Annotated in this window: 19 protein-coding genes; 13 read left to right on the top strand and 6 right to left on the bottom strand. The window is 72.4% G+C overall.

Annotated elements, in window-relative coordinates:
- The first annotated feature begins 55 nt into the window (after window positions 1–55).
- From HS045_RS03295 to HS045_RS03275, 5 genes are all read left to right on the top strand, one after another.
- Window positions 56–976 (top strand): DUF3068 domain-containing protein, encoded by a 921-nt coding sequence (locus HS045_RS03295; RefSeq protein ID WP_196449686.1) that lies wholly within the window; start codon window positions 56–58, stop codon window positions 974–976.
- Window positions 973–1914: a decaprenyl-phosphate phosphoribosyltransferase gene (locus HS045_RS03290; protein WP_374191354.1), complete on the top strand. Its 942-nt coding sequence runs from the start codon at window positions 973–975 to the stop codon at window positions 1912–1914. Before HS045_RS03295 ends, HS045_RS03290 begins: the two co-directional genes overlap by 4 nt.
- Complete coding sequence (locus HS045_RS03285) at window positions 1911–3257, top strand: FAD-binding oxidoreductase (protein WP_196449685.1); 1347 nt, start codon at window positions 1911–1913, stop codon at window positions 3255–3257. Before HS045_RS03290 ends, HS045_RS03285 begins: the two co-directional genes overlap by 4 nt.
- 125 nt (window positions 3258–3382) lie before the next feature.
- The gene (locus HS045_RS03280) at window positions 3383–4129 is read left to right on the top strand and encodes an SDR family NAD(P)-dependent oxidoreductase (protein WP_196449684.1); all 747 of its coding nucleotides are present in this window, start codon (window positions 3383–3385) and stop codon (window positions 4127–4129) included.
- Window positions 4130–4237: 108 nt separating this feature from the next.
- A complete protein-coding gene (locus tag HS045_RS03275) occupies window positions 4238–5353 on the top strand; it encodes a nitronate monooxygenase family protein (RefSeq protein ID WP_196449683.1) in 1116 nt (371 codons plus the stop codon).
- Between the two features lie 165 nt (window positions 5354–5518).
- Here the strand turns inward: HS045_RS03275 and HS045_RS03270 are convergent, their stop codons facing one another.
- On the bottom strand, window positions 5519–5779 hold the full coding sequence (locus HS045_RS03270; RefSeq protein ID WP_196449682.1) for a Txe/YoeB family addiction module toxin: 261 nt from the start codon (window positions 5777–5779) through the stop codon (window positions 5519–5521).
- Window positions 5776–6027, bottom strand: a complete 252-nt coding sequence (locus HS045_RS03265) for a type II toxin-antitoxin system Phd/YefM family antitoxin (RefSeq protein WP_196449681.1) — start codon at window positions 6025–6027, stop codon at window positions 5776–5778. The genes HS045_RS03270 and HS045_RS03265 overlap by 4 nt, the downstream gene beginning before the upstream one ends.
- A 288-nt stretch (window positions 6028–6315) precedes the next feature.
- On the opposite strand from HS045_RS03265, the gene HS045_RS03260 reads away from it, so the two are divergent.
- Window positions 6316–6666, top strand: a complete 351-nt coding sequence (locus tag HS045_RS03260; protein WP_196449680.1) for a hypothetical protein — start codon at window positions 6316–6318, stop codon at window positions 6664–6666.
- Between the two features lie 175 nt (window positions 6667–6841).
- On the opposite strand, the gene HS045_RS03255 is transcribed toward HS045_RS03260, so the two are convergent.
- On the bottom strand, window positions 6842–7150 hold the full coding sequence (locus HS045_RS03255; protein ID WP_196449679.1) for an inositol monophosphatase family protein: 309 nt from the start codon (window positions 7148–7150) through the stop codon (window positions 6842–6844).
- A 193-nt stretch (window positions 7151–7343) separates the two neighbouring features.
- Here HS045_RS03255 and HS045_RS03250 point away from each other — a divergent pair, with 193 nt between their 5' ends.
- Window positions 7344–8273 (top strand): hypothetical protein, encoded by a 930-nt coding sequence (locus tag HS045_RS03250; protein WP_230883409.1) that lies wholly within the window; start codon window positions 7344–7346, stop codon window positions 8271–8273.
- On the top strand, window positions 8270–9352 hold the full coding sequence (locus tag HS045_RS03245; RefSeq protein ID WP_196449677.1) for a hypothetical protein: 1083 nt from the start codon (window positions 8270–8272) through the stop codon (window positions 9350–9352). The genes HS045_RS03250 and HS045_RS03245 overlap by 4 nt, the downstream gene beginning before the upstream one ends.
- Before the next feature lie 95 nt (window positions 9353–9447).
- Here the strand turns inward: HS045_RS03245 and HS045_RS03240 are convergent, their stop codons facing one another.
- The 3 genes from HS045_RS03240 to HS045_RS03230 all read right to left on the bottom strand — a co-directional run bounded on the left by HS045_RS03240 (window position 9448) and on the right by HS045_RS03230 (window position 12972).
- Window positions 9448–10263: a crotonase/enoyl-CoA hydratase family protein gene (locus HS045_RS03240; protein WP_196449676.1), complete on the bottom strand. Its 816-nt coding sequence runs from the start codon at window positions 10261–10263 to the stop codon at window positions 9448–9450.
- A gap of 232 nt (window positions 10264–10495) precedes the next feature.
- A complete protein-coding gene (locus tag HS045_RS03235; protein ID WP_196449675.1) occupies window positions 10496–11245 on the bottom strand; it encodes a class F sortase in 750 nt (249 codons plus the stop codon).
- A gap of 212 nt (window positions 11246–11457) precedes the next feature.
- On the bottom strand, window positions 11458–12972 hold the full coding sequence (locus HS045_RS03230; RefSeq protein ID WP_196449674.1) for a hypothetical protein: 1515 nt from the start codon (window positions 12970–12972) through the stop codon (window positions 11458–11460).
- A gap of 379 nt (window positions 12973–13351) precedes the next feature.
- On the opposite strand from HS045_RS03230, the gene HS045_RS03225 reads away from it, so the two are divergent.
- From HS045_RS03225 to HS045_RS03205, 5 genes are all read left to right on the top strand, one after another.
- Window positions 13352–14902 carry an acyl-CoA synthetase gene (locus tag HS045_RS03225; protein ID WP_196449673.1) on the top strand — a complete coding sequence of 517 codons (1551 nt, stop codon included), beginning with the start codon at window positions 13352–13354 and terminating at the stop codon, window positions 14900–14902.
- Window positions 14886–15887 (top strand): Zn-ribbon domain-containing OB-fold protein, encoded by a 1002-nt coding sequence (locus HS045_RS03220; protein WP_196449672.1) that lies wholly within the window; start codon window positions 14886–14888, stop codon window positions 15885–15887. Before HS045_RS03225 ends, HS045_RS03220 begins: the two co-directional genes overlap by 17 nt.
- Before the next feature lie 10 nt (window positions 15888–15897).
- Complete coding sequence (locus HS045_RS03215; RefSeq protein WP_196449671.1) at window positions 15898–16929, top strand: lipid-transfer protein; 1032 nt, start codon at window positions 15898–15900, stop codon at window positions 16927–16929.
- A gap of 138 nt (window positions 16930–17067) precedes the next feature.
- The gene (locus tag HS045_RS03210) at window positions 17068–18219 is read left to right on the top strand and encodes a thiolase domain-containing protein (RefSeq protein WP_196449670.1); all 1152 of its coding nucleotides are present in this window, start codon (window positions 17068–17070) and stop codon (window positions 18217–18219) included.
- Window positions 18220–18270: 51 nt separating this feature from the next.
- On the top strand, window positions 18271–19860 hold the full coding sequence (locus tag HS045_RS03205; RefSeq protein WP_196449669.1) for an acyl-CoA synthetase: 1590 nt from the start codon (window positions 18271–18273) through the stop codon (window positions 19858–19860).
- Window positions 19861–20035 lie beyond the last annotated feature (175 nt).

The following is a 20035-nucleotide window of genomic DNA, read 5'->3' as shown; positions in this document are numbered from 1 at the left end:
GTACATTTCACCCCCCATGACCACCTGCCCAGCCGGGGACCCCCCAGGAGGATCAATGCGCCGAATAGTCGGGATCGTTCTCTTAGCCCTGGGAGCCTTTCTTCTCGTCCTGGCGCCGCTGGTGCGGTTCCAGGTGGCCGGCCGGCTGATCGCCGCGCCCGCCGCGCAGTACGGGATCAGCAAGCTGGAGGCCGAGGGCGCCCAGTACTTCAGCGCCAGGGACCTCAAGGTCATGACCGCCCAGCTCGGCGTCACGGTCACCACCCGCGGCGACGTGAGCCAGGCCAAGGACGACACGGTCGTCTGGGACGAGTTCACCACGGTCAACGACGTGACGAACAACAACCCCAACATCACGCTCACCGAGCGGCGCAGCGCCTTCAACAAGTACACCGGCGAGGGCGTCACCTGCTGCTCGGTGAACATCGACGATCGGCCGGTCACGATGGAGGGCCAGATCTACAAGTGGCCCTTCGACGTGGAGAAGAAGACCTACAAGGTCTTCAACTCCGTCGCGGGCAAGGCGTTCGACGCCAGGTTCGCCGGCGAGGAGCAGGTCAACGGCCTGACCGCCTACAAGTTCGAGCAGGACGTGCCGGAGACCAAGACCGAGACGCGCAGCGTGCCCGCCTCCGTCATGGGCGTCACCGACGTCACCGGCGACGTCCAGGTGGACCGGATCTACAAGGGCCGGAACACGTTCTGGATCGAGCCGACCACCGGCTCGCCGGTCAAGCAGGAGCAGCGGCGCGATGAGGTCCTGCGCACCCAGGACGGCGCCCACAGCGTCACCGCCCTGGCGGCCACGATCAGGATGACCCCGGAGACGGTCAACGACCTGGTGTCCAACGCCACCGAGAGCAAGAACCAGATCTCCATGATCAAGGTGACCATCCCGCTGATCCTGCTCCTGCTGGGCCTGGTCCTGCTGGTCACCGGCTTCTTCGTGGCGCGCCGCGCCGACGGCAAGGCGTGACCGGCGAGGAGAGGACGGTCCTGCGGCCGCCGGCGGATCCGCCGGCGGCCGTACGCGCGCACCGGCGGTTCTCCCCGGTCGCGCTGCTGCGGGCCTGCCGCCCGCGCCAGTGGCTGAAGAACGCCCTGGTCTTCGCCGCCCCCGCGGCGGCCGGGCTGCTGGGCACCGCGGCGGGGCTGCGGGGCGCGCTGGTCGCCTTCGCCGCCTTCTGCCTGGCCGCCGCCGGCACCTACCTCCTCAACGACGTCGCCGACGTCGAGGCCGACCGGCGGCACCCCCGCAAGCGCTTCCGCCCGGTCGCCGCGGGCCTGGTCCCGGTCGCGCTCGCCCGGACCGCCGGGATCCTGCTGGTGCTCCTGGCCCCGGCCGTGGCCGCGCTGCCCGGCGACTGGCGGCTGCCGGCGGTCGTGGCCGGCTACCTGGCGCTGACGTTCTCCTACACCTTCTGGCTCAAGCACCAGCCCGTGGTCGACCTGGTCGCGGTCGCGGGCTGCCACGTCATCCGGGCCTACGCCGGGGCGATCGCGGTGGACGTGCCGGTGACGAGCTGGTTCCTGGTGGTGGTCTCGCTCGGCTCGCTGCAGCTGGTGGCGGGCAAGCGCGAGGCCGAGGTGCGCGCCGCGGCGCAGAACGCCACCGGCAACGCCACCCGGGCCATCCTCGCCGCCTACACCCCCGCCTACCTCGCGCAGGTCCGCACCATGGCGTCGGGGGCGATGATCGTGACCTACTGCCTGTGGGCGCTGAACGACCACCCCGGCGGGCCGTTCCACGCGATGAGCATCGTGCCCTTCATCCTCATCGTGCTGCGGCACAATCTCCTGGTGGACCGGGGCATCGGGGAGGAGCCCGAGGAGCTCGCCCTGCGCGACCGGCCCGTCCAGTTGTTCATCGCGGCCCTCGTGGCCCTTCTGACGATCGGGATCTACCTGCCATGAGCTCCGCCGCGCCGCCCGGGACGACCTTCCTGACCGGCTGGGGCCGCACCGCGCCGACGCCCGCCCGGCTGGTCCGGCCCGCCACGGCCGAGCAGGTCGCCGCGACCGTGCGCCGGGCGCCGGAGCGCGGCGTGGCCGCCCGGGGGCTCGGCCGCGCGTACGGCGACGCCGCCCAGAACGCCGGCGGGCTGGTCGTCGACTGCACCGCGCTGACCTCCTGGTCCCTGGACGAGACCACCGGCCTGGTCACCGCCGGCGCCGGGCTGAGCCTGCACGACCTGATGGCGGCCCTGGTGCCCCGCGGCTGGTTCGTCCCGGTGACCCCCGGCACCCGGCACGTGACGGTCGGCGGGGCCGTCGCCGCCGACGTGCACGGCAAGAACCACCACGTGGACTCCTCCTTCGGCGCGCACCTGCGCGCGCTGACCCTGGTCACCGCCGGCGGCGAGGTCCGGACGCTGACCCCGGCCGACGACCTGTTCTGGGCCACGGTCGGCGGCATGGGGCTGACCGGGGTGATCGTCGAGGCGGTCTTCCGGTGCGTGCCGATCGCGACCTCCCGGGTCCGGGTGGACACCGAGCGGACCCGGGACCTGGACCACACGCTGGAGACGATGGCCGCCACCGACGACCGGTACCGCTACACGGTCGCCTGGATCGACCTGCTCGCCCGGGGCGGCCGGATGGGCCGCAGCGTGCTCACCCGCGGCGACCACGCCGCGCGCGAGGAGCTGCCGCGCGGCGCCGACCCGCTGGAGTTCAGCCCCCGCTCCCTGCTCGCGGCCCCGCCGTGGGCGCCGAACGGCCTGCTCAACCCGCTGACCGTGCGGGCCTTCAACGAGGCCTGGTACCTGAAGTCCCGGCCCGGGACCTCCGTGCAGGGCCTGGCGCCGTTCTTCCACCCGCTGGACTTCGTGGACGGCTGGAACCGCGTGTACGGCTCGCGCGGGTTCGTGCAGTACCAGTTCGTCGTGCCGTTCGGGCAGGAGGCGACGCTGCGGCGGATCGTCGCGCGGCTCTCGGCCGAGGGCGTGGTCTCGTTCCTGACGGTGCTCAAGCGCTTCGGCCCCGGCACGCCGGGGATGCTCTCGTTCCCGATGCCCGGCTGGACGCTGGCGCTGGACATCCCCGCCGGGCAGCGCGGCCTGGCCGGGCTGCTGCGCGCGTTCGACGAGCGGGTGGCCGAGGCCGGCGGGCGGCTCTACCTGGCGAAGGACTCCCGGATGACGGCCGCGACGATGGCCGCGACGTACCCCCGGCTCGCCGAGTGGCGTAAGGTCCGCGACGAGGCGGACCCCGACGGGGTGTTCCGCACCGATCTGGCCAGGAGGCTCGGACTGTGAGGCCGGGCGGTCCGGTCGGGAGGCTCGGGTGGTGAGGCCGGGCGGTCCGGTCGGGAGGCTCGGGTGGTGAGGCCGGGCGCGGACCCCGGCCGCCGGCGGCCGGGAGTGGAGAGGAGAGCGGTCCCGTGAGGAACGCGCTGGGTTCGGTGGACACGGTGCTGCTGCTGGGCGGCCGGAGCGAGATCGGACTGGCGATCGTCGAGCGGCTGGTCTCGGGCGGCGCCCGCCGGGTCGTGCTCGCCGCGCGGGACGCGGCCGGCGGCGAGCCGCCGGTGATCGGGGAGGCGGAGGTCCACCTGCTGGACTTCGACGCCTCCCGCCCCGAGACGCACGGCGAGGTGATCGAGGCCGCGGCGAAGCTGGTCGGCGACCTGGACGTGGTGATCCCCGCGTTCGGCGTGCTGGGCCGGCAGGCGGACTACGACGCCGACCCGGTGGCCGCCGCCGAGGCGGTCGCGGTCAACTACGGCGGGCACGTCTCGGCCGGGCTGCACGCCGCCCGGCGGCTGCGCGAGCAGGGCCACGGGACGCTCGTGGTGCTCTCCTCGGTGGCCGGGGTCCGGGTGCGCCGGGCCAACTTCGTGTACGGCTCTGCCAAGGCGGGCCTGGACGGGTTCGCGCAGGGGCTCGGCGACGCGCTGCACGGGTCGGGGGCCCGGGTGATGGTGGTGCGGCCGGGCTTCGTGGTGGGGCGGATGACCGAGGGCATGACCCCCGCGCCGCTGTCCTCCACTCCGGGCCAGGTCGCCGACGCGGTGGTGGCGGGGCTGCGGTCGGGGGCCGAGACCGTGTGGGTGCCGGGCGCGCTGCGGCCGATGTTCGCGGTGATGCGGGTGCTGCCCCGGGCGGTCTGGCGCAGAATGCCGCGCTGAAACCTGTTTCCGGCCGCTATTTCCAGTCAGTGCGGCGGAAATTTTCATCGGAAGATTCTGTACTAGAACGCGTTGCAGTTACCGGTTCGCCGGCCGTACCGTGGGCGCATGCGGACACGTGTCACGGACATGCTCGGAATCGAGTTTCCGATCTTCGCGTTCAGCCACTGCCGGGACGTCGTCGCGGCGGTCAGCCGCGCCGGCGGGATGGGCGTGCTCGGCGCCCTCTACTTCACCCCGGAAGAGCTCGAGATGGAGCTCAAGTGGATCGACGACCACGTCGACGGCAGGCCGTACGGCGTCGACGTGGTCATGCCCGCCTCCTACGCGGGGGCCGACCTCGGCGTCGACTCCCCCGAGGACCTGGTGGGGCGCCTGGCCGGGATGATCCCCGAAGGCCACCGCAGGTTCGTCGACGACCTGCTGGCCGCGCACGACGTGCCGCCGCTGGCGGAGGGGAGCGACGCGGGCCGGGTGCTGCTCGGCTGGACCGACGCCACCGCCCGGCCGCAGGTCGAGGTGGCGCTCCGGCACCCCATCGCGCTGCTGGCCAACGCGCTCGGCCCGCCCCCCGCCGACATCGTCGAGCTCGCCCACGCGCAGGGGGTCAAGGTGGCGGCGCTCGCCTCCACCCCCCGGCACGCGGTCAAGCAGGTCGAGGTCGGCGTGGACATCGTCGTCGCCCAGGGCACCGAGGCCGGAGGGCACACCGGTGAGATCTCCACGATGGTGCTCGTCCCGCAGGTCGTGGACGCCGTGGACGTGCCCGTGCTGGCCGCCGGCGGCATCGGCGACGGCCGCCAGATGGCGGCGGGCATGGCCCTCGGCGCGGAGGGGGTGTGGACCGGGTCCGTCTGGCTGACCGTGGAGGAGGCCGACACCCCCGAGCTGGCCCGGCGGCGCATCCTGGAGGCCACCTCCCGCGACACGGTCCGCTCCCGCTCCTGGACCGGCAAGCCCGCCCGGCTGCTGAGGAACGAGTGGACCGACGCCTGGGAGTCGGCCGAGTCGCCGGGCACGCTCCCGATGCCGCTCCAGTTCATGCTGGTCTCCGACGCGCTGCGCCGGATCGGCCGCTCCGACGCCGCGGAGCTGGCCACCTTCCCGGCCGGTCAGATCATCGGGGCCATGAACCAGGTGAAGTCCGCGCGCGACGTGGTCTTCGGCATGGTGGAGCAGTACGTCGAGGCCATGGACCGCCTGGAGCGCCTGACGCGCGACTGACCGCCGACGCGGCGGGCCGTACGCGGCCGGGGACCGCGGAGGCGGCCCCCGGTCGCGTTCCATCGGGGCCGGTCGGCACGGGTTCGAGGCGTCAGCGGGACCGCGACCTCACGCCCCGGCCTTCGAGCAGGTCCGGTCCTCGGGGTCGCGACTCCGGGACGTCCGTCAAGGGCTGTAGTGGTATCGACAGGCGGCGATGCGGACCTCGCCCTCGACCACCTTGTAGACGAGCCGGTGCTCATCGGTGATCCGGCGCGACCAGTAGCCGTGGAACCCGTGCTTCAGCGGCTCGGGCTTGCCGATCCCTTCGTTGCCGTTGCGCTGGATGTCCCTGATGAGGGTGTTGATCCGCTTGAGGATCTTGCGGTCCTCGGTCTGCCACCAGACGTAGTCGTCCCAGGCGCCCTCGTCCCACATGATCTTCATTCCGCGAGGGGCCGTTCCGTTCCGCCGCCGTGCTCGAGCCGGTCGATGGAGGCCAGCAGGCGGCGGGCGTTCTCCGGGCTCCGGAGCAGGTAGGCGGTCTCCTTCAGCGACTCGTAGTCGTCGAGCGCGACGATGACCACCGGGTCGTGGCCGGCACGCGTGATGACCACCTCTTCGCGGTCGTCGACGACGGAGTTGAGGGTCTCGGCGTACTTCGCGCGGGATTCGGAGTAGGTCATGATCTTCATGCGATCCACCTCCAGGCATGTACAGAAAATTGTACGTTCTCAAGGGTGAGGCGACAACCGGGACGTGTGGACCGGTGGCCGTCGCACGACCTCCGAGCCGGCCCGGACGGCGGATGCGGCCCGGACCGGCTGTACACGGGCTTGGCGGTGTCCCGGCAGGTCACCCGGGCGGGGGAGGCCGGGTCATCCGTACGGCGGGCGTGACCAGGCGGAACGCGGCACTACCGTTGCCTGCGCGCGGCCCGGAGGCACCGGGGCCGCAGGTGAGCGAGTGCGGAGGAGAACACGGTGAAGTGGATGTCGTGGCTCGGGGCCGGGCTGCTGGTGGTCGGCCTGGTCGCCGCGGGGTTGAGCGCGTTCGCGTTCTCCCGGGCCGGTGAGACCGCGGCGCGGATCGATGCGAGCCTCCAGGCGGCGGAGGACCTGCTCCGCGAGGCCGAGTCCGTCAAGGAGAGCGACCCGGCCCGCCACGAGCAGCTGACGGGTGAGGCCGGGCGGCGCGCGCAGTTCGCCGAGCTCGACCAGGAGGAGCACGACTCCCAGACGCAGGGCGCGCAGTTCCTGGCCGCCGGTGCGGTCGCCGGTCTCGCCGGAGGCGCCGGGCTGCTCGTCGTCGGCCGCCGCAGGTCCGGCATGTGACGGTCCTGTGAGGGCGGTGCCGGGCGGCTCATGAGAGCGGCCGCGCCGGTGGATCAGTGGGCGAAGCGGGGGAACCGGTCGTCGATGAGATCCAGCAACGCGGTGTGCGTCTCCCGGTCGGCCGCCACGACGAGTCCGCCCGCACCGGTGTGCAACGGTTGACCGTCGATACCGGTTACCAGGCATCCGGCGGCCAGGCACAGTGCGATCCCGGCGGCGAAGTGCACACTGTCCCGTAGGTGGCCGTCGGTGACGCCGCGCCGTCCGGGCCGGTGCTTCCGCTCTCCTCGGCCGTCACGGCATCGTCCGGTCGAGCCGTGCGGATGACGTCGAGGATGGCCTTCTCCGCCTCGATGTCCGCGGACGTGGCGAAGTCACCCGCAGACTTCCCCAGACGCGTCAGCGGCGCGCCGTACATGGCCTGCACGACGGTGGCTCCCGCCTGCGCCGCCGTCAGAGCCAACTCCTCATCGGTGATCACCATGTGCGCAGGATAGACCGGATGCTCTTCCCTGTTCGATGGCGCTCCTGCGAGCGCAGCGCGCAGCGGATCTCCTACCGACAGTCACATTCTGATCGATATCGCGGGCAGCGGTAGCGATCAGGGCGTAATGTCACCGGCACGTCGAGACTGTAGGGGAGAGTAGTTGGAGAGGCGCCTCATACCGATCAACGCGATGATCGATCTCGCCACTCCCGACGGCATCAATCCCGCCGTGCTCGCGGAACACGGGTACCGAGTGGCCGGACTCGAGGCCCCGGTCACCACACCGGCGGGAAACGTGGTCATCGACGTCATCCTCGCCAACGGGAACACCGGCCACATCCTGGCCATCGAGTCCAAGTGCGGCGGGAACATCGAAGAACCGCAGTGCGCCAGATATGCCGTGCTGGACGCCGCCACCGTGATACGCCAGGCCCGCATCGATCTGTTCCAGCGGGTCACCCCCTCACTGGACGTCGTCTACGCCTGCCTCGGCGACCACGTGGGCCGGGTACGGCTGGGCCTCTCCACGGCAGGCGTCACTTTCCCGATCCTCGCGGTATACGATCAGAAGATCACGCTGGAGACCGACATCCCCAGCGAACGGCTTCAGAGGATCTTCACGACACCCGTCCAGTTGGTGGCTCCACCCTCACGGCTCATCCCCTTCGACATGGACTCGGACGTGAGCGTCGTCGAACCCCACGTCCTCGGAGCGCTCGTCGCAGCGCTCACCCGGAGCATTCCCGAAATCACGCTGGCTGCTCTGACCGAGCAGTCGGTCAGGCATTTCGCCCTGTTCGGTCGGAGAGCCCAGACCGCCTTGAAGCAGAAGGTGGGCGAAGCAGCCCGCCATATCGCCGATGACAACCCGCAGACTTTCAGGTTTCACGGACCTCCGCCCAACCGGGATGGCTGGGTCTCCCTGCTCAAGACCCCTGAGTCGAATGACCCGAGAGGACGGACCCAGGCGTATCAGGCGCTCGCACGGTCAAGTCAATCTAGGCGCAGGCGCAGAGGGTCGGTTATTATACCTGGTCAGACAGACCTTCTCGATGAGCTGGACAAAGCAGACGAGGGGACGGACGACAGCAAGAACGAGCAGCCCGAGGGGACGCCATGAGCAGCCGTGCACAGATGGCCGAGCATCTCTCCATGAGTCCGAGCTCGCCTACGAAGACGTTCGTACTTGAGGTGCACCCCCAAGGCGACCCCGTCGCGTTCCTCGAATCCTTCATGGAGCAAGGCCGTCTGGTCGCAACGGACGACGCCTATCTCTTCAGGCTCCAGACCGCCGATGGGGACTTCTGGGTGGATCAGCTCGATGGCCGGTTCTGGAGCTTCCACACCGACATGCCCACCGGCGTTGCCGCCGCCTACCTCAACAAGCAGGTCAGCGCCAGGAGAGACCTCGACTGGTTGTGGCTCCCATCAGAACACCTACGCGAGCCCTGGCCCGGCGCGCAACGACGCAAGACCCGCGTCAGGTTCGATGGCAGCAAGCTTCTGCGCGATTCCTCCTCCGAGATGGACGACCTCAAGCTTCAGGCTTCCGGTGGCGGTGCCGCGCTACTCGACGAGTACCTCCATGCCAAGGGCCTGCGGTCTGCCGCCGCGTACGACGCCGTCGAAGTGGTCGTGGCAGATGATGAGTTCGGGACCGTCCGAGAAGGTGTGAACCGGAAGGGGCGATTCGCCGTGTCGGGAACCTCGCCTGAGCTCCACTTCCAGTTCGTTCAGAACATCGTGGACCGCTATCGGAGCCTCGTGCTCCTGTGCGAGCGGAAATCCATCTCATGGACTCCTCTCGACGGACCGGGGAACGACATCGGAGCGCAGCTGAAGGGAGGCCCCATCGGTATCCGTTTCTCGAGGTCCATCCCAGACCTTGAAGCCTTCGTCGAGGAGCTGTTCTCCTCCCGCGACCCGTTCCGGCTGTGGGGCACACCTCGACTGTCCGCATCCTCCGACATCGCCGAGGTCGAAGCCGTCGACCTCCACGTGGGCGAACAGCTCTCCTTCGACATCGGCGAACAGTGGATGCGTGTCTACCTGAACAGCGGCGGCTGCGGCAACACTATCGCCCGCCTGGTCAGCAACCTCCAATACCGCTTCGACGCCGCTCTCAGTTTCACTGATCCCGAACTACAGGCGGCTCTCATGGCCTCACCGATCGGACCGAGCACAGCAGCACGCGCCTGATTTCCCGATGGCGTGGTTGTGGACGACCGCCTGGTCGTCCACAACCACGCCGTCTCAAGGGGCGTTTTGTTCTCGACTGGAGCGTGCCGGGCGCTTCACTTCCCCCGGTAGACGGGCGGGCGCTTCTCGCGGAAGGCCAGGGAACCCTCCTTGGCGTCCTCGGAGCCGATCACCGGCCAGCCGAGGGCGTCGGAGACCTTCAGGGCCTCGGGCTCGGGCAGGCCCTCGGTCTCGCGGCAGGCGCGCAGGATGGCCTGGACGGCCAGCGGCCCGCAGGCGGCGATCTGCGCGGCGGTCTCCAGGGCGGACTCCAACGCGGTGCCGTCCGGGACGACCCGGTTGACCAGGCCCATGGCCAGCGCCTCCCGGGCGGTGACGGCCCGGCCGGTCAGCAGGATGTCCATGGCGAAGGCGTAGGGGATCTGCCGGGGCAGCCGGACCGCGGAGCCGCCCATCGGGAAGAGCGCGCGGCGGGCCTCGAACAGGCCGAGGACGGCCGACTCGGCGACCACGCGCAGGTCGGTGCCGACGAGCAGCTCGGTGCCCCCGGCCACGGCGTGGCCCTCGACCGCGCAGACGACGGGCTTGGTGGGCAGCGCGCCGGAATCGCGGAGCAGGCCCTTCCAGTGGTAGTCGGGGATCTGCGCGGCCCGCTCGGCGACGCGCGGATCGGACGACGGCCGGCCCATGGCCTTGAGGTCGGCGCCCGCGCAGAAGGTGCCGTTCGCGCCGGTCAGCACGGCGACGCGGACCTCCGGCTCGTCGGAGACGTAGGCCCAGGCGTCGGCCAGGCCGACCAGCATGTCCGTGGAGAGGGCGTTCTTCGCCTCGGGCCGGTCCATGGTCACGACGACGACGTGGCCGTCGCGCTCGACCCGGCAGTGCGGCGTGCTGATCGGCAGCGGTTCCACGGACGACCTCCGTTGTTGCCCCAAGCGCTTGTTAGGTGATCCTAGATCGGGTCCCGCCCGTGCCGCCAGACGGCCGGGCGGGATCCGGGGATCGCGGGGACCCTGGGACGCGGAGGGCGGGGAGCCTCGGGCCGAGGAGGCGCGGAGGGCGGGGAGCCTCGGGCCGAGGAGGCGCGGAGGGCGGGAGTCCCGGCGGGTGGCGGGGACGCGGAGGGTGCGGAGGGTGCGGAGGTCACGCCTTCAGGTGGGCGTAGACGATGATGTTGTCCTCGTAGTGCCCGGTGGCCGCGTCGAAGGCGCCGCCGCAGGTGATCAGCCGGAGCTCGGGCGCGGCGGTCTCGCCGTACACCCGGTCGGTGGGGAAGGCGTCCTTGTCCACCCGCTCCAGCTCGTCCACGGTGAAGACGGCGGTCGTGCCGTCGGCGCGCGCGACCTTGACGGTGTCGCCGGGCTTGAGGGTGTGCGTCCTGGCGAAGACCGCGGGCCTGCCGTAGGCGTCCACGTGCCCGAGCAGTACGGCGGGGCCCGCCTCGCCGGGCGTCGGGCGGTGCCTGTACCAGCCGACGAGCTCCGGGCGGTCCAGCGCGGGGACCTCGACGGTCTGGTCGGCGTTCAGGCCGACCGGATCGATCGGCGCGCCCTTCACCCCGATCGCGGGGATGTCCAGGCTGACCGGCTCGGACCCGCTCATCGCCTCGGCGGTGCCGAACGCCGGCTCGCCCGCGGCGCCGGACTTCTTGGCGGACTTCTTGGACCCGTCCGCCTTCGAGGACCCGGCGGAGGACCCGGCGGAGTCCCCGGAGTCCGAGGACTCCGGGGCCCCGGCTCCGGCGGAGTCCTCCTGGACCGCACCCGGCACCGGGAGGGCGGAGGGCGGGTCGTCGGCCAGGGCGGCTCCGGTGACGAGCACGCCGCAGAAGATCGCCAGGGCCGCTCCCGTGGTGACGGCGATGCGGCGCTTGGACGAAGTGGGGCCGGACATGGCCGGGACACCTGCCTCAGATCGGGATGGTCGGATCGGGACGGTCTGATCGGGGCGGGGCGCGGACCCGGGGATCGGGTCCGCGCCTTCGATGAAGCGTCGGCTCCGTGAAGCGCCGACTCCGTGGAGCGTCGGCTCCGTGAAGCGCCGACTCCGTAGAGCGTCGGCTCCGTGGAGCGTCGGCTCCGTGGAGCCTCAGCCCCGGTGGAGCCTCAGCCCTGGCGGCCGAAGCGGCCGAAGCGGCCGAACAGGGCCGCGCCGGAGCCGCCGGCGATCAGCGTGCCGCCGAGCGCCAGTGCGGCGAAGGGCGAGGAGCCGGTGCCGGAGGTGCTCGCCGCGAGGTTCTGCTCGATGCGGCCACCGCCGGTCTGCGCGCCGCCCCGGGGGGTGTAGGCGGACGTGTAGACCTTCGTGTAGACGTTCGTCCGCGTGTGGACGTGCGTGTGGACGTGCGTGTGCGTGCCGGCGGACGCCTTCCAGCCCTTGACCGTCAGCCGGGCCGAGGACTTCTGGCCGGTGGGCAGCTTGGCGGTGAACCAGTAGGAGCCCGCGTCGGTGCTGGACGGGACGTGGAACCGCTTGATGGCGGAGCCGTTGCGGTCGAGCTTGAGGCTGAACCTGCGGCCGGCCGGGTCGACGAGGGTGACCCGGGTGCCGGGGGCCACGTACGTGGTCGCGATCAGCGCGGTGAACCTCCCGCCCGCCGTGACCGTGTCCGGGGTCAGGTCCAGGGCGATCCGGCCCGCGGGCAGCGGCGTCCTGACGACGGTCAGGGCGGCGGCGTCGCGGGCGCCGTCCGGCAGCGAGGCCGAGACCGCGTAGCGGCCGGGCCGGGTGCCCTTGGGCACGGTCAGGGTGATCCGTGCGCAGCCGCGCGCGTCGAGCCTGACCCGGTGGAGGCGGCCGGCCAGGTCCTTGACGGTGACCACGGTGCCGGGCTTGGCCCGCTTCGTGCTGATGACGGCCTGGTAGGTCTGCCCGGCGCGGACGCTGCCGGGGCTGGTGCGCAGGTCCAGCGAGGCGACCGGCGCGGCCTTGACGACCGCCCAGGTCTCGACCGGCTCGGCGCGGGTGACGCTGACGCGCAGGGTGTGCTCGCCGAGGCGGGCGTCGGCAGGGACGGTCATCCCGATGACGGCCCGGCCCGAGCGGATGATGCCCGCGGCGCTCCTGCCGCCGATGCCCCGGACGAAGACGCGGGCGCCGTTCGGCACCTCCAGGGTGCGGACGGTGACGCTGTAGGCGCCGCCGCGCACGACGGTGCCGGGGGTGACGACGGCCGAGTCGATGACCGGCCGCTTGACCTCCACGACGTCACCGGGCCGGGGGGCCGGCCCCGACGCGGGACCGGGCTCCTCCGCCGCCGGCGGCGCGGGGACGGGATCCTGCGCGGGGGCGGGGGCGGGGTCGGCGGGCTTCTCCGCGGGCTTCTCGGCAGGGACGGGATCGGCCTCGACCGCGGGGGCGGGCTCCGCCTCGGGCGCCTCGGGCGCCTCGGCCACCGCCTCCGGGGCGGCGGCCTCCGGGGCGGCGGCGGGCACGGCGGCGGGCGCGCTCTCGGGGGTCACCCCCTCGGAGGCGGTGGCGCTGAGGTCGTCCTGCGCCCCGGTCAGGCTGACAGCGGAATCGGCGGGCACGCCGTCGAGGTCGTCGGCGAGCGCCGGGGAAGCGGTCAGTACGGCGAGGCCGAGGGCACCGGCGGCTGCCAGGGACTTGGTGAAACGCATGATCTCCCCATCGCGGAGACGGCGGGTGGTCAACATGAGCCCAGCTCGGGGACGCCGCCTCTCGCCTAGCCATACTGACTGAGCAAATTTCCCATAAGGGACAAATGAGCAGTTTCATCCATGAACTTGACTTTCTTCTTACCTTTCATGAGCTATGCGTGACGGCGGCGGTGCCGTTGGTGAGGGAAAGGTCAAGGGCGCGCCGGGGTCCGCCCTTAAATCAAACGCTTGTTAGGCGGGCGCGGCCGGGTTAGTCTGCCCCTGCGAACAAGAACACGTTCTCGTTCGAGACCTCCCGCGCCGCCAGCGCCGTGCCGCGATCCGGGGACGCGCACCGCTCCGGCGGCCCGGGTGCCTTCCGACCAGAGGGGAACCCGCGATGGGCACGCTCGGCTTCTGGAGACTGGCGCAGGCGGATCCGGACCGGGTCGCGGCCGTGGACCCGGACGGCACCGAACACCGCGCGGGAGACCTGCTGGCCCGGTCGAACCGCCTCGTGCACGGCCTGCGGGAGCTGGGGCTGCGGCCCGGCGACGGGATCTGCGGCCTGGTCCCCAACGGCGCCGACGGCCTGGTGCTCTACCTGGCCGCGCTGCAGGCCGGGTGGTACTACACGCCGGTCAACTGGCACCTCACCGGTCCCGAGATCGCCTACATCCTCGACGACAGCGAGGCGAAGGCCTTCTTCGTGCACGAGCGCCACGCGGCCGAGGGCATGCGCGCCGCGGCGGGATCCGGCCTGCCCGCCGACCGCGTCTTCGCCTTCGGCCGGGTGGACGGGGCCCGGCCCGCGGCGGACCTGACCGACGGCCGCCCGGACACCGCCCCCGCCGACCGTACGGCGGGCGCCACCATGCACTACACCTCCGGCACCACGGGCCGGCCCAAGGGCGTGCGCCGCCCGCTCACCGGCCTGGACCCGGACGACTCGGCCGAGCTGATGACCTTCCTGCTGGCCATGTTCGGCATCACCCCCGGCGAGGAGAACGTCCACCTGGTCACCTCGCCGGGCTACCACACCGCCGTCACCCAGTTCGGCGGCACGGCCCTGCACATGGGCCACACGCTCGTCTACATGGACCGGTGGGACGCCGAGGAGATGCTCCGGCTCTGCGAGCGGTACCGCGTCACCAACTCGCACCTGGTCCCCACCCACTTCAAGCGCCTGCTCGCGCTGCCCGAGGAGACCCGGCGGGCCTACGACCTGTCCTCGCTCCGGTGGATGATCCACGCCGCCGCCCCCTGTCCCGTCCCGGTCAAACGGGCGATGCTCGAATGGTGGGGGGACTGCGTCTACGAGTACTACGCGGCGACCGAGGGCGGCGGCACGATCGCCACCCCCGAGGGCTGGCGCAAGCACCCCGGCACCGTCGGCACCGCCTGGCCGATCAGCGAGCTGCTCGTCGTGGACGAGAACCTGGAGCCGGTCCCCGCCGGCACCCCCGGCACCGTCTACATGAAGATGATGGGCGCCTCCTTCGAGTACAAGGGCGACCCGGCCAAGACGGAGGCCGGCCGCCTGCGCGACTTCTTCACCGTCGGCGACATCGGCTACCTGAACGAGGAGGGCTTCCTCTTCCTCTGCGACCGCAAGGCCGACCTGATCATCTCCGGCGGGGCCAACATCTACCCGGCGGAGATCGAGAACGAGCTGACCGTGCACCCCAAGGTCGCCGACGTGGCCGTGTTCGGCGTCCCCGACGAGGAGTGGGGCGAGCAGATCAAGGCCGTGATCGAGCCCGTGCCCGGTGCGGAGCCCTCTCCGGAGCTCGCCGCGGAGATCCTCTCCTCGCTGGAGGGGCGCCTGGCTCGGATGAAGTGGCCCAAGAGCGTCGACTTCATCGAGGAGATGCCGCGCGAGCCCAACGGCAAGCTCCTCAAACGCCGACTGCGCGACCCCTACTGGGAGGGACATGACCGTGCCATCTGAGGCGCCGCCCGAGACGCCGCCCGAGGCGCCGTCCGAGGTGACCGCACCGCCGGGGGACCCCGCGGCCGAGCACGTCCCCGGGCACGTCGCCGACCATGCCGTCGACCATGTCCTGGAGTTCCCCGGCGGCTACACGCGCACGACCGGGCCGGTGATCGGGCGCTTCCTCACCGAGCTGAGGGACGCGCGGATCGTCGGGGTCCGCACCGCCGACGGCCGGGTCCTGGTGCCGCCGCTGGAGTACGACCCCGCCACCGGCGAGGACGTCACCGGGGAGTTCGCCGAGGTCGGCCCGGCCGGGACCGTGCAGAGCTGGGCCTGGGTGGGCGACCCCCGCCCGGAGCACCCGCTGGACCGCCCGTTCGCCTGGGCGCTGGTCCGCCTCGACGGCGCCGACACGGCGCTGGTGCACGCGGTGGACGCCGGCGACGCCCGCGCCATGCGCCCCGGCCTGCGGGTCCGCCCGCGCTGGCGGGCCGAGCGCACCGGGCACATCACCGACATCGAGAGCTTCGTGCCCGAGGTCACGAGGATCACCTCCCCGGTCCGCACGGAGTACCGCCTGCGGCCCGGCCGGGCGCTGACCCGCTTCCTGGAGGGCGTGGCCCGGGGCGTGCTCCTGGGCTGCCGGTGCGACTCCTGCGGCAAGGTCTACGTGCCCTACCGCCTGTCCTGCCCCGAGTGCGGTGTGGCGATCACCGAGGAGCGCGAGCTGCCGGACACCGGCACGGTCACCACCTTCGCGATCAACAACCTGCCCGACCCCCGCGCCCCCCAGGTCCCGTTCGTCTCGGCCTACATCCTGCTCGACGGCGCGGACGTGCCGCTGATCGCGCTGGTCGGCGACGTCCCGGCGCACGAGGTGCGGCAGGGCATGCGGGTGCGGGCGGTCTGGGCCCCGCGACAGGAGTGGGCGCCGGCCCCGCTGTCGATGTCGAACATCACGTGGTTCGCCCCCACCGGCGAACCCGACGCCGAGCTGTAGGGGGACGCGGATGCGTGAAGTGGCGGTCGTGGCGTTCGCCCAGACCCGGCACAGCGCGGTCGACGAGGGGCTGAGCGAACCGGAGCTGATCCTGCCGGTGATCGAGGAGGTGCGGCGCGCGTCGGGCCTGCGGACGTTCGGCTTCACCTGCTCGGGAAGCTGCGACTACCTCGCGGGCGCGCCGTTCTCGTTCGTCTCCGCGCTCGACGCGGTCGGCGCCTGGCCGCCGATCTCCGAGAGCCACGTGGAGATGGACGCGGCCTGGGCGCTGTACGAGGCGTGGGTCCGCCTCCAGCACGGCGACGTCGACTCGGCGCTGGTCTACGGCTTCGGCAAGCCCTCCCAGGGCGACCTGCGCCAGATCATGACCCTCCAGCTCGACCCGTACTACCTGGCCCCGCTCGGCCTGGACCACGTCTCCTACGCCGCCCTGCAGGCCTCGGCGCGCGGGGCGGACCGGGCCGAGCTCGACGAGATCGTACGGCGCAGCCGCGCCGCGGGGCGGGCCAACCCCTACGCCCTCGACCTGCCCGACCCGGAAGGGGACGCCTTCGCGGTCGCGCCGCTGCGGCCGTACGACGTCGCGCCGCCCGCCGACGGCGCCGCCGCGGTGGTGCTGGCGGCCGGGGACCTGGCCCGGAGCGTGTGCGAGCGTCCCGCCTGGATCAGGGGCATCGCCCATTGCATGGATTCCCATTACCTGGGAATGAGAGACCTCGCCCGGTCGGCCTCCGCCGCCGAAGCCGCACGCGCGGCGGGGGCCGGCAAGGCTCAGGTCGACGTGGCCGAGCTGCACGTCCGCTTCAGCCACGAGGAGCCCATCCTCCGCGAGGCCCTCGGTCTCGACGGGGCCTCCGCCGCGGCCACCGAGATCAACCCCAGCGGCGGCCCGCTGGCCGCCGACCCCGTCATGGCCACCGGACTGATCCGGATCGGCGAGGCGGCCCGGCGCATCATCGACGGCGCCGCGGGCCGCGCCCTGGGACACGCCGCGAGCGGCCCCTGCCTGCAGCACAACCTCGTCACCGTGATGGAGGGCTGACGCCGTGCGGAGCGAACCCGACGCGGTGAGCGGAGCGGTCCGCGAGGTACGGGCGGCCCGCGCGGTGAACGAGGAGCGGTGCGCGGCCGATGACCCGGAGCGAACCCGACGCGGCGAACGAGGAACGGTGGAACGGCCATGAGTGGTAACCGCTGCGCGGTCATCGGGGTGGGGCAGACCGAGTACCGCACCAAGAGACGGGACGTCTCGATCGCCGGGCTGGTCCGCGAGGCCGCCGCCCGCGCGCTCGCCGACGCGGAGCTGACCTGGCGGGACATCGACGCCGTCGTCCTGGGCAAGGCCCCCGACCTGTTCGAGGGCGTGATGATGCCCGAGGCGTACCTCGCCGACGCGCTCGGCGCGGCCGGAAAGCCGATCATGCGCGTGCACACCGCGGGCTCGGTCGGCGGCTCCACCGCACTGGTCGGCGCGTCCCTCGTCCAGGGCGGGGTGCACGACCGGGTGCTGGTGGTGGCCTTCGAGAAGCAGTCGGAGTCCAACGCCACCTGGGCCCTGTCCACCCACCCGCCGTTCAACGCCTCGCTGGTGGTCGGCGCCGGCGGCTACTTCGCCCCGCACATCCGCGAGTACATGCGCAGGTCCGGGGCGCCCGGCCACATCGGCACGCTGGTCGCGGTCAAGGACCGGCGCAACGCGCTGAAGAACCCCTACGCCCACCTGAAGATCCCCGGCATCGACCGGGCCATGGTCGAGTCGACGCCGATGCTCTGGGAGCCGATCCGCTACCTGGAGACCTGCCCGTCCAGCGACGGCGCGTGCGCCCTGGTCCTGGCCTCGGAGAAGGCCGTCACCGGCACCCCCGCCTGGGTGCAGGGCACGGCGATGCGCTCCGAGCCGATCTTCCGGGCCGGCCGCGACACCGTGGACCCGCGGGCGGGCCGGGACTGCGCCGCCGACGTGTACCGCCAGGCCGGGGTCACCGACCCGCGCCGGGAGATCGACGTGGCGGAGGTGTACGTGCCCTTCTCCTGGTACGAGCCGATGTGGCTGGAGAACCTCGGCTTCGCCGCCGAGGGGGAGGGCTGGAAGCTCACCGAGTCGGGGGCCACCGCCCTGGACGGCGACATCCCGTGGAACCCCTCCGGCGGGGTGCTGTCGAGCAACCCGATCGGCGCCTCCGGGCTGATCCGGTTCGCCGAGGCGGCGCTGCAGGTCCGCGGGATGGCGGGCGAGCACCAGGTGGACGGGGCCCGCCGGGCCCTCGGGCACGCCTACGGGGGAGGCGCGCAGTTCTTCGCGATGTGGATGGTCGGCACGGACAGACCCTAGAGCCCTCAGCGCAGGGCCGGGCCCGCAGAAGCGGTCGAAGGAGCGCCCCCGATGGAGTTCAACCACGCAGATCTGTTCGAAGGGCTCGCGGACGCGATCGGGGAGCGCGTCGCCGTCGTGTGCGACGGGCGCCGCCTGACCTACGCGGAGCTGGACGCGCATGCCAACCGGCTCGCGCACCACCTGGCCGCGCACGGCGTCGGGGCCGGGCGGCACGTCGGCCTCCACCTCTACAACGGCGTCGAGTACGTCGCCGGGATGCTGGCGGCGCTGAAGCTGCGGGCGGTGCCGGTCAACGTCAACTACCGCTACGTCGAGGAGGAGCTGCTCTACCTCTACCGGGACGCGGAGCTGGCGGCGCTGCTGTTCGACACGGAGTTCGACGACCGGGTGGCGGCCGTCGCGCCCCAGGTGCCCACGCTGGCCCACCTGGTCGCGGTGGGCGGTCCGTCGAAGGCCGCCGGGGCGGTGCCGTACGAGGCGGCGCTGGCGGGGACGCCGGAGACGCGCGGCTTCCCCGCCCGGTCCGGAGACGACCTCTACATCGTCTACACCGGCGGCACGACCGGCATGCCCAAGGGCGTGCTGTGGCGGACCGAGGACCTGTTCTTCGCCTTCGGCGGCGGGAACCCGTACGGCGAGCCGCTGCGCAGCCCGCAGGCCGTGGTGGAGCAGGCGCGCGCCTCCGGGCCGCTGGTCATGCTGGCGGCGGCGCCGCTGATGCACGGCGCCGCCCAGATGGCCACCTTCATCACCTGGTGGATGGGCGGCACCATGGTCTACGTCCGCCGGTTCGACCCCGCCGCGGTGCTGCGCGCGATCGCGCGGGAGCGGGTCTTCACGCTCAGCATCACCGGCGACGCGATGGCCCGGCCGCTCGCCGAGGAGCTCGCCGCGGGCTCCTACGACCTGTCGTCGCTGGGCGTGCTCAGCTCCACCGGGGCCATCCTGACCGGCGCGGTCCGCGACCGGCTCCAGGAGCTGCTCCCGCACGTGGCGATCATCGACAGCTTCGGCTCCACCGAGTCCGGCTACACCGCCTCGGCGGCCCCCGGCTCCTCCCCGGAGAGCGGACTGCGCTTCCAGCCGAACACCGCCGCCGGCCTGGCCGTGCTCGACGCGTCCCTGCAGCCGGTCGAGCCCGGCTCCGGAGAGGTGGGCACGGTCGCCAGGAGCGGCCGCATCCCGCTCGGCTACCACGGGGACGAGGAGAAGACCCGCCGGACCTTCGTCACCGACGCGGCGGGGGTGCGCTGGCTGCTCACCGGGGACCTGGCCACGGTCGAGGCGGACGGCACGCTCGCGTTCCTCGGCCGGGGGTCGGGCTGCATCAACACCGGCGGGGAGAAGGTCTTCCCGGAGGAGGTCGAGGCGGTGCTCAAGGGACATCCGGCGGTCTTCGACGCGGTCGTCACCGGGGTGCCGGACGAGCGCTGGGGCAGCAGGGTCGCCGCCGTGGTCGAGCCCCGCCCCGGCACGGCTCCGACGGCCGCGGAGCTCGACGCGCACTGCCGGAGGCGGCTGTCCGGCTACAAGGTCCCCCGGACCTTCGCCTTCGTCGAGGAGGTGCTCCGCTCTCCGGCGGGCAAGGCCGACTACCGCTGGGCCCGCGAGACCGCCGAGGCCGCGTCGGCCCCCTGAGCCCTGCCCCTGAGCCCTGTCCCGGAGCCCTGCCCCGGAGCCCTGCCCCTGAGCCCTGCCCCGGAGCCCTGTCCCGGAGCCCTGCCCCGCCGTCCCGGTCGACGGCCGGGGCGGCGGGATGGCACATGGTACGGAAAGCGCTTACCCTAGGAGCGGCCGATGCCCCGAGCCGGCG

Source organism: Planomonospora sp. ID82291 (assembly GCF_015711645.1).
Lineage (GTDB): Bacteria > Actinomycetota > Actinomycetes > Streptosporangiales > Streptosporangiaceae > Planomonospora.
Note: the sequence above shows the minus strand (reverse complement) of the source record. Positions and strands in the feature narration are given on the sequence as shown.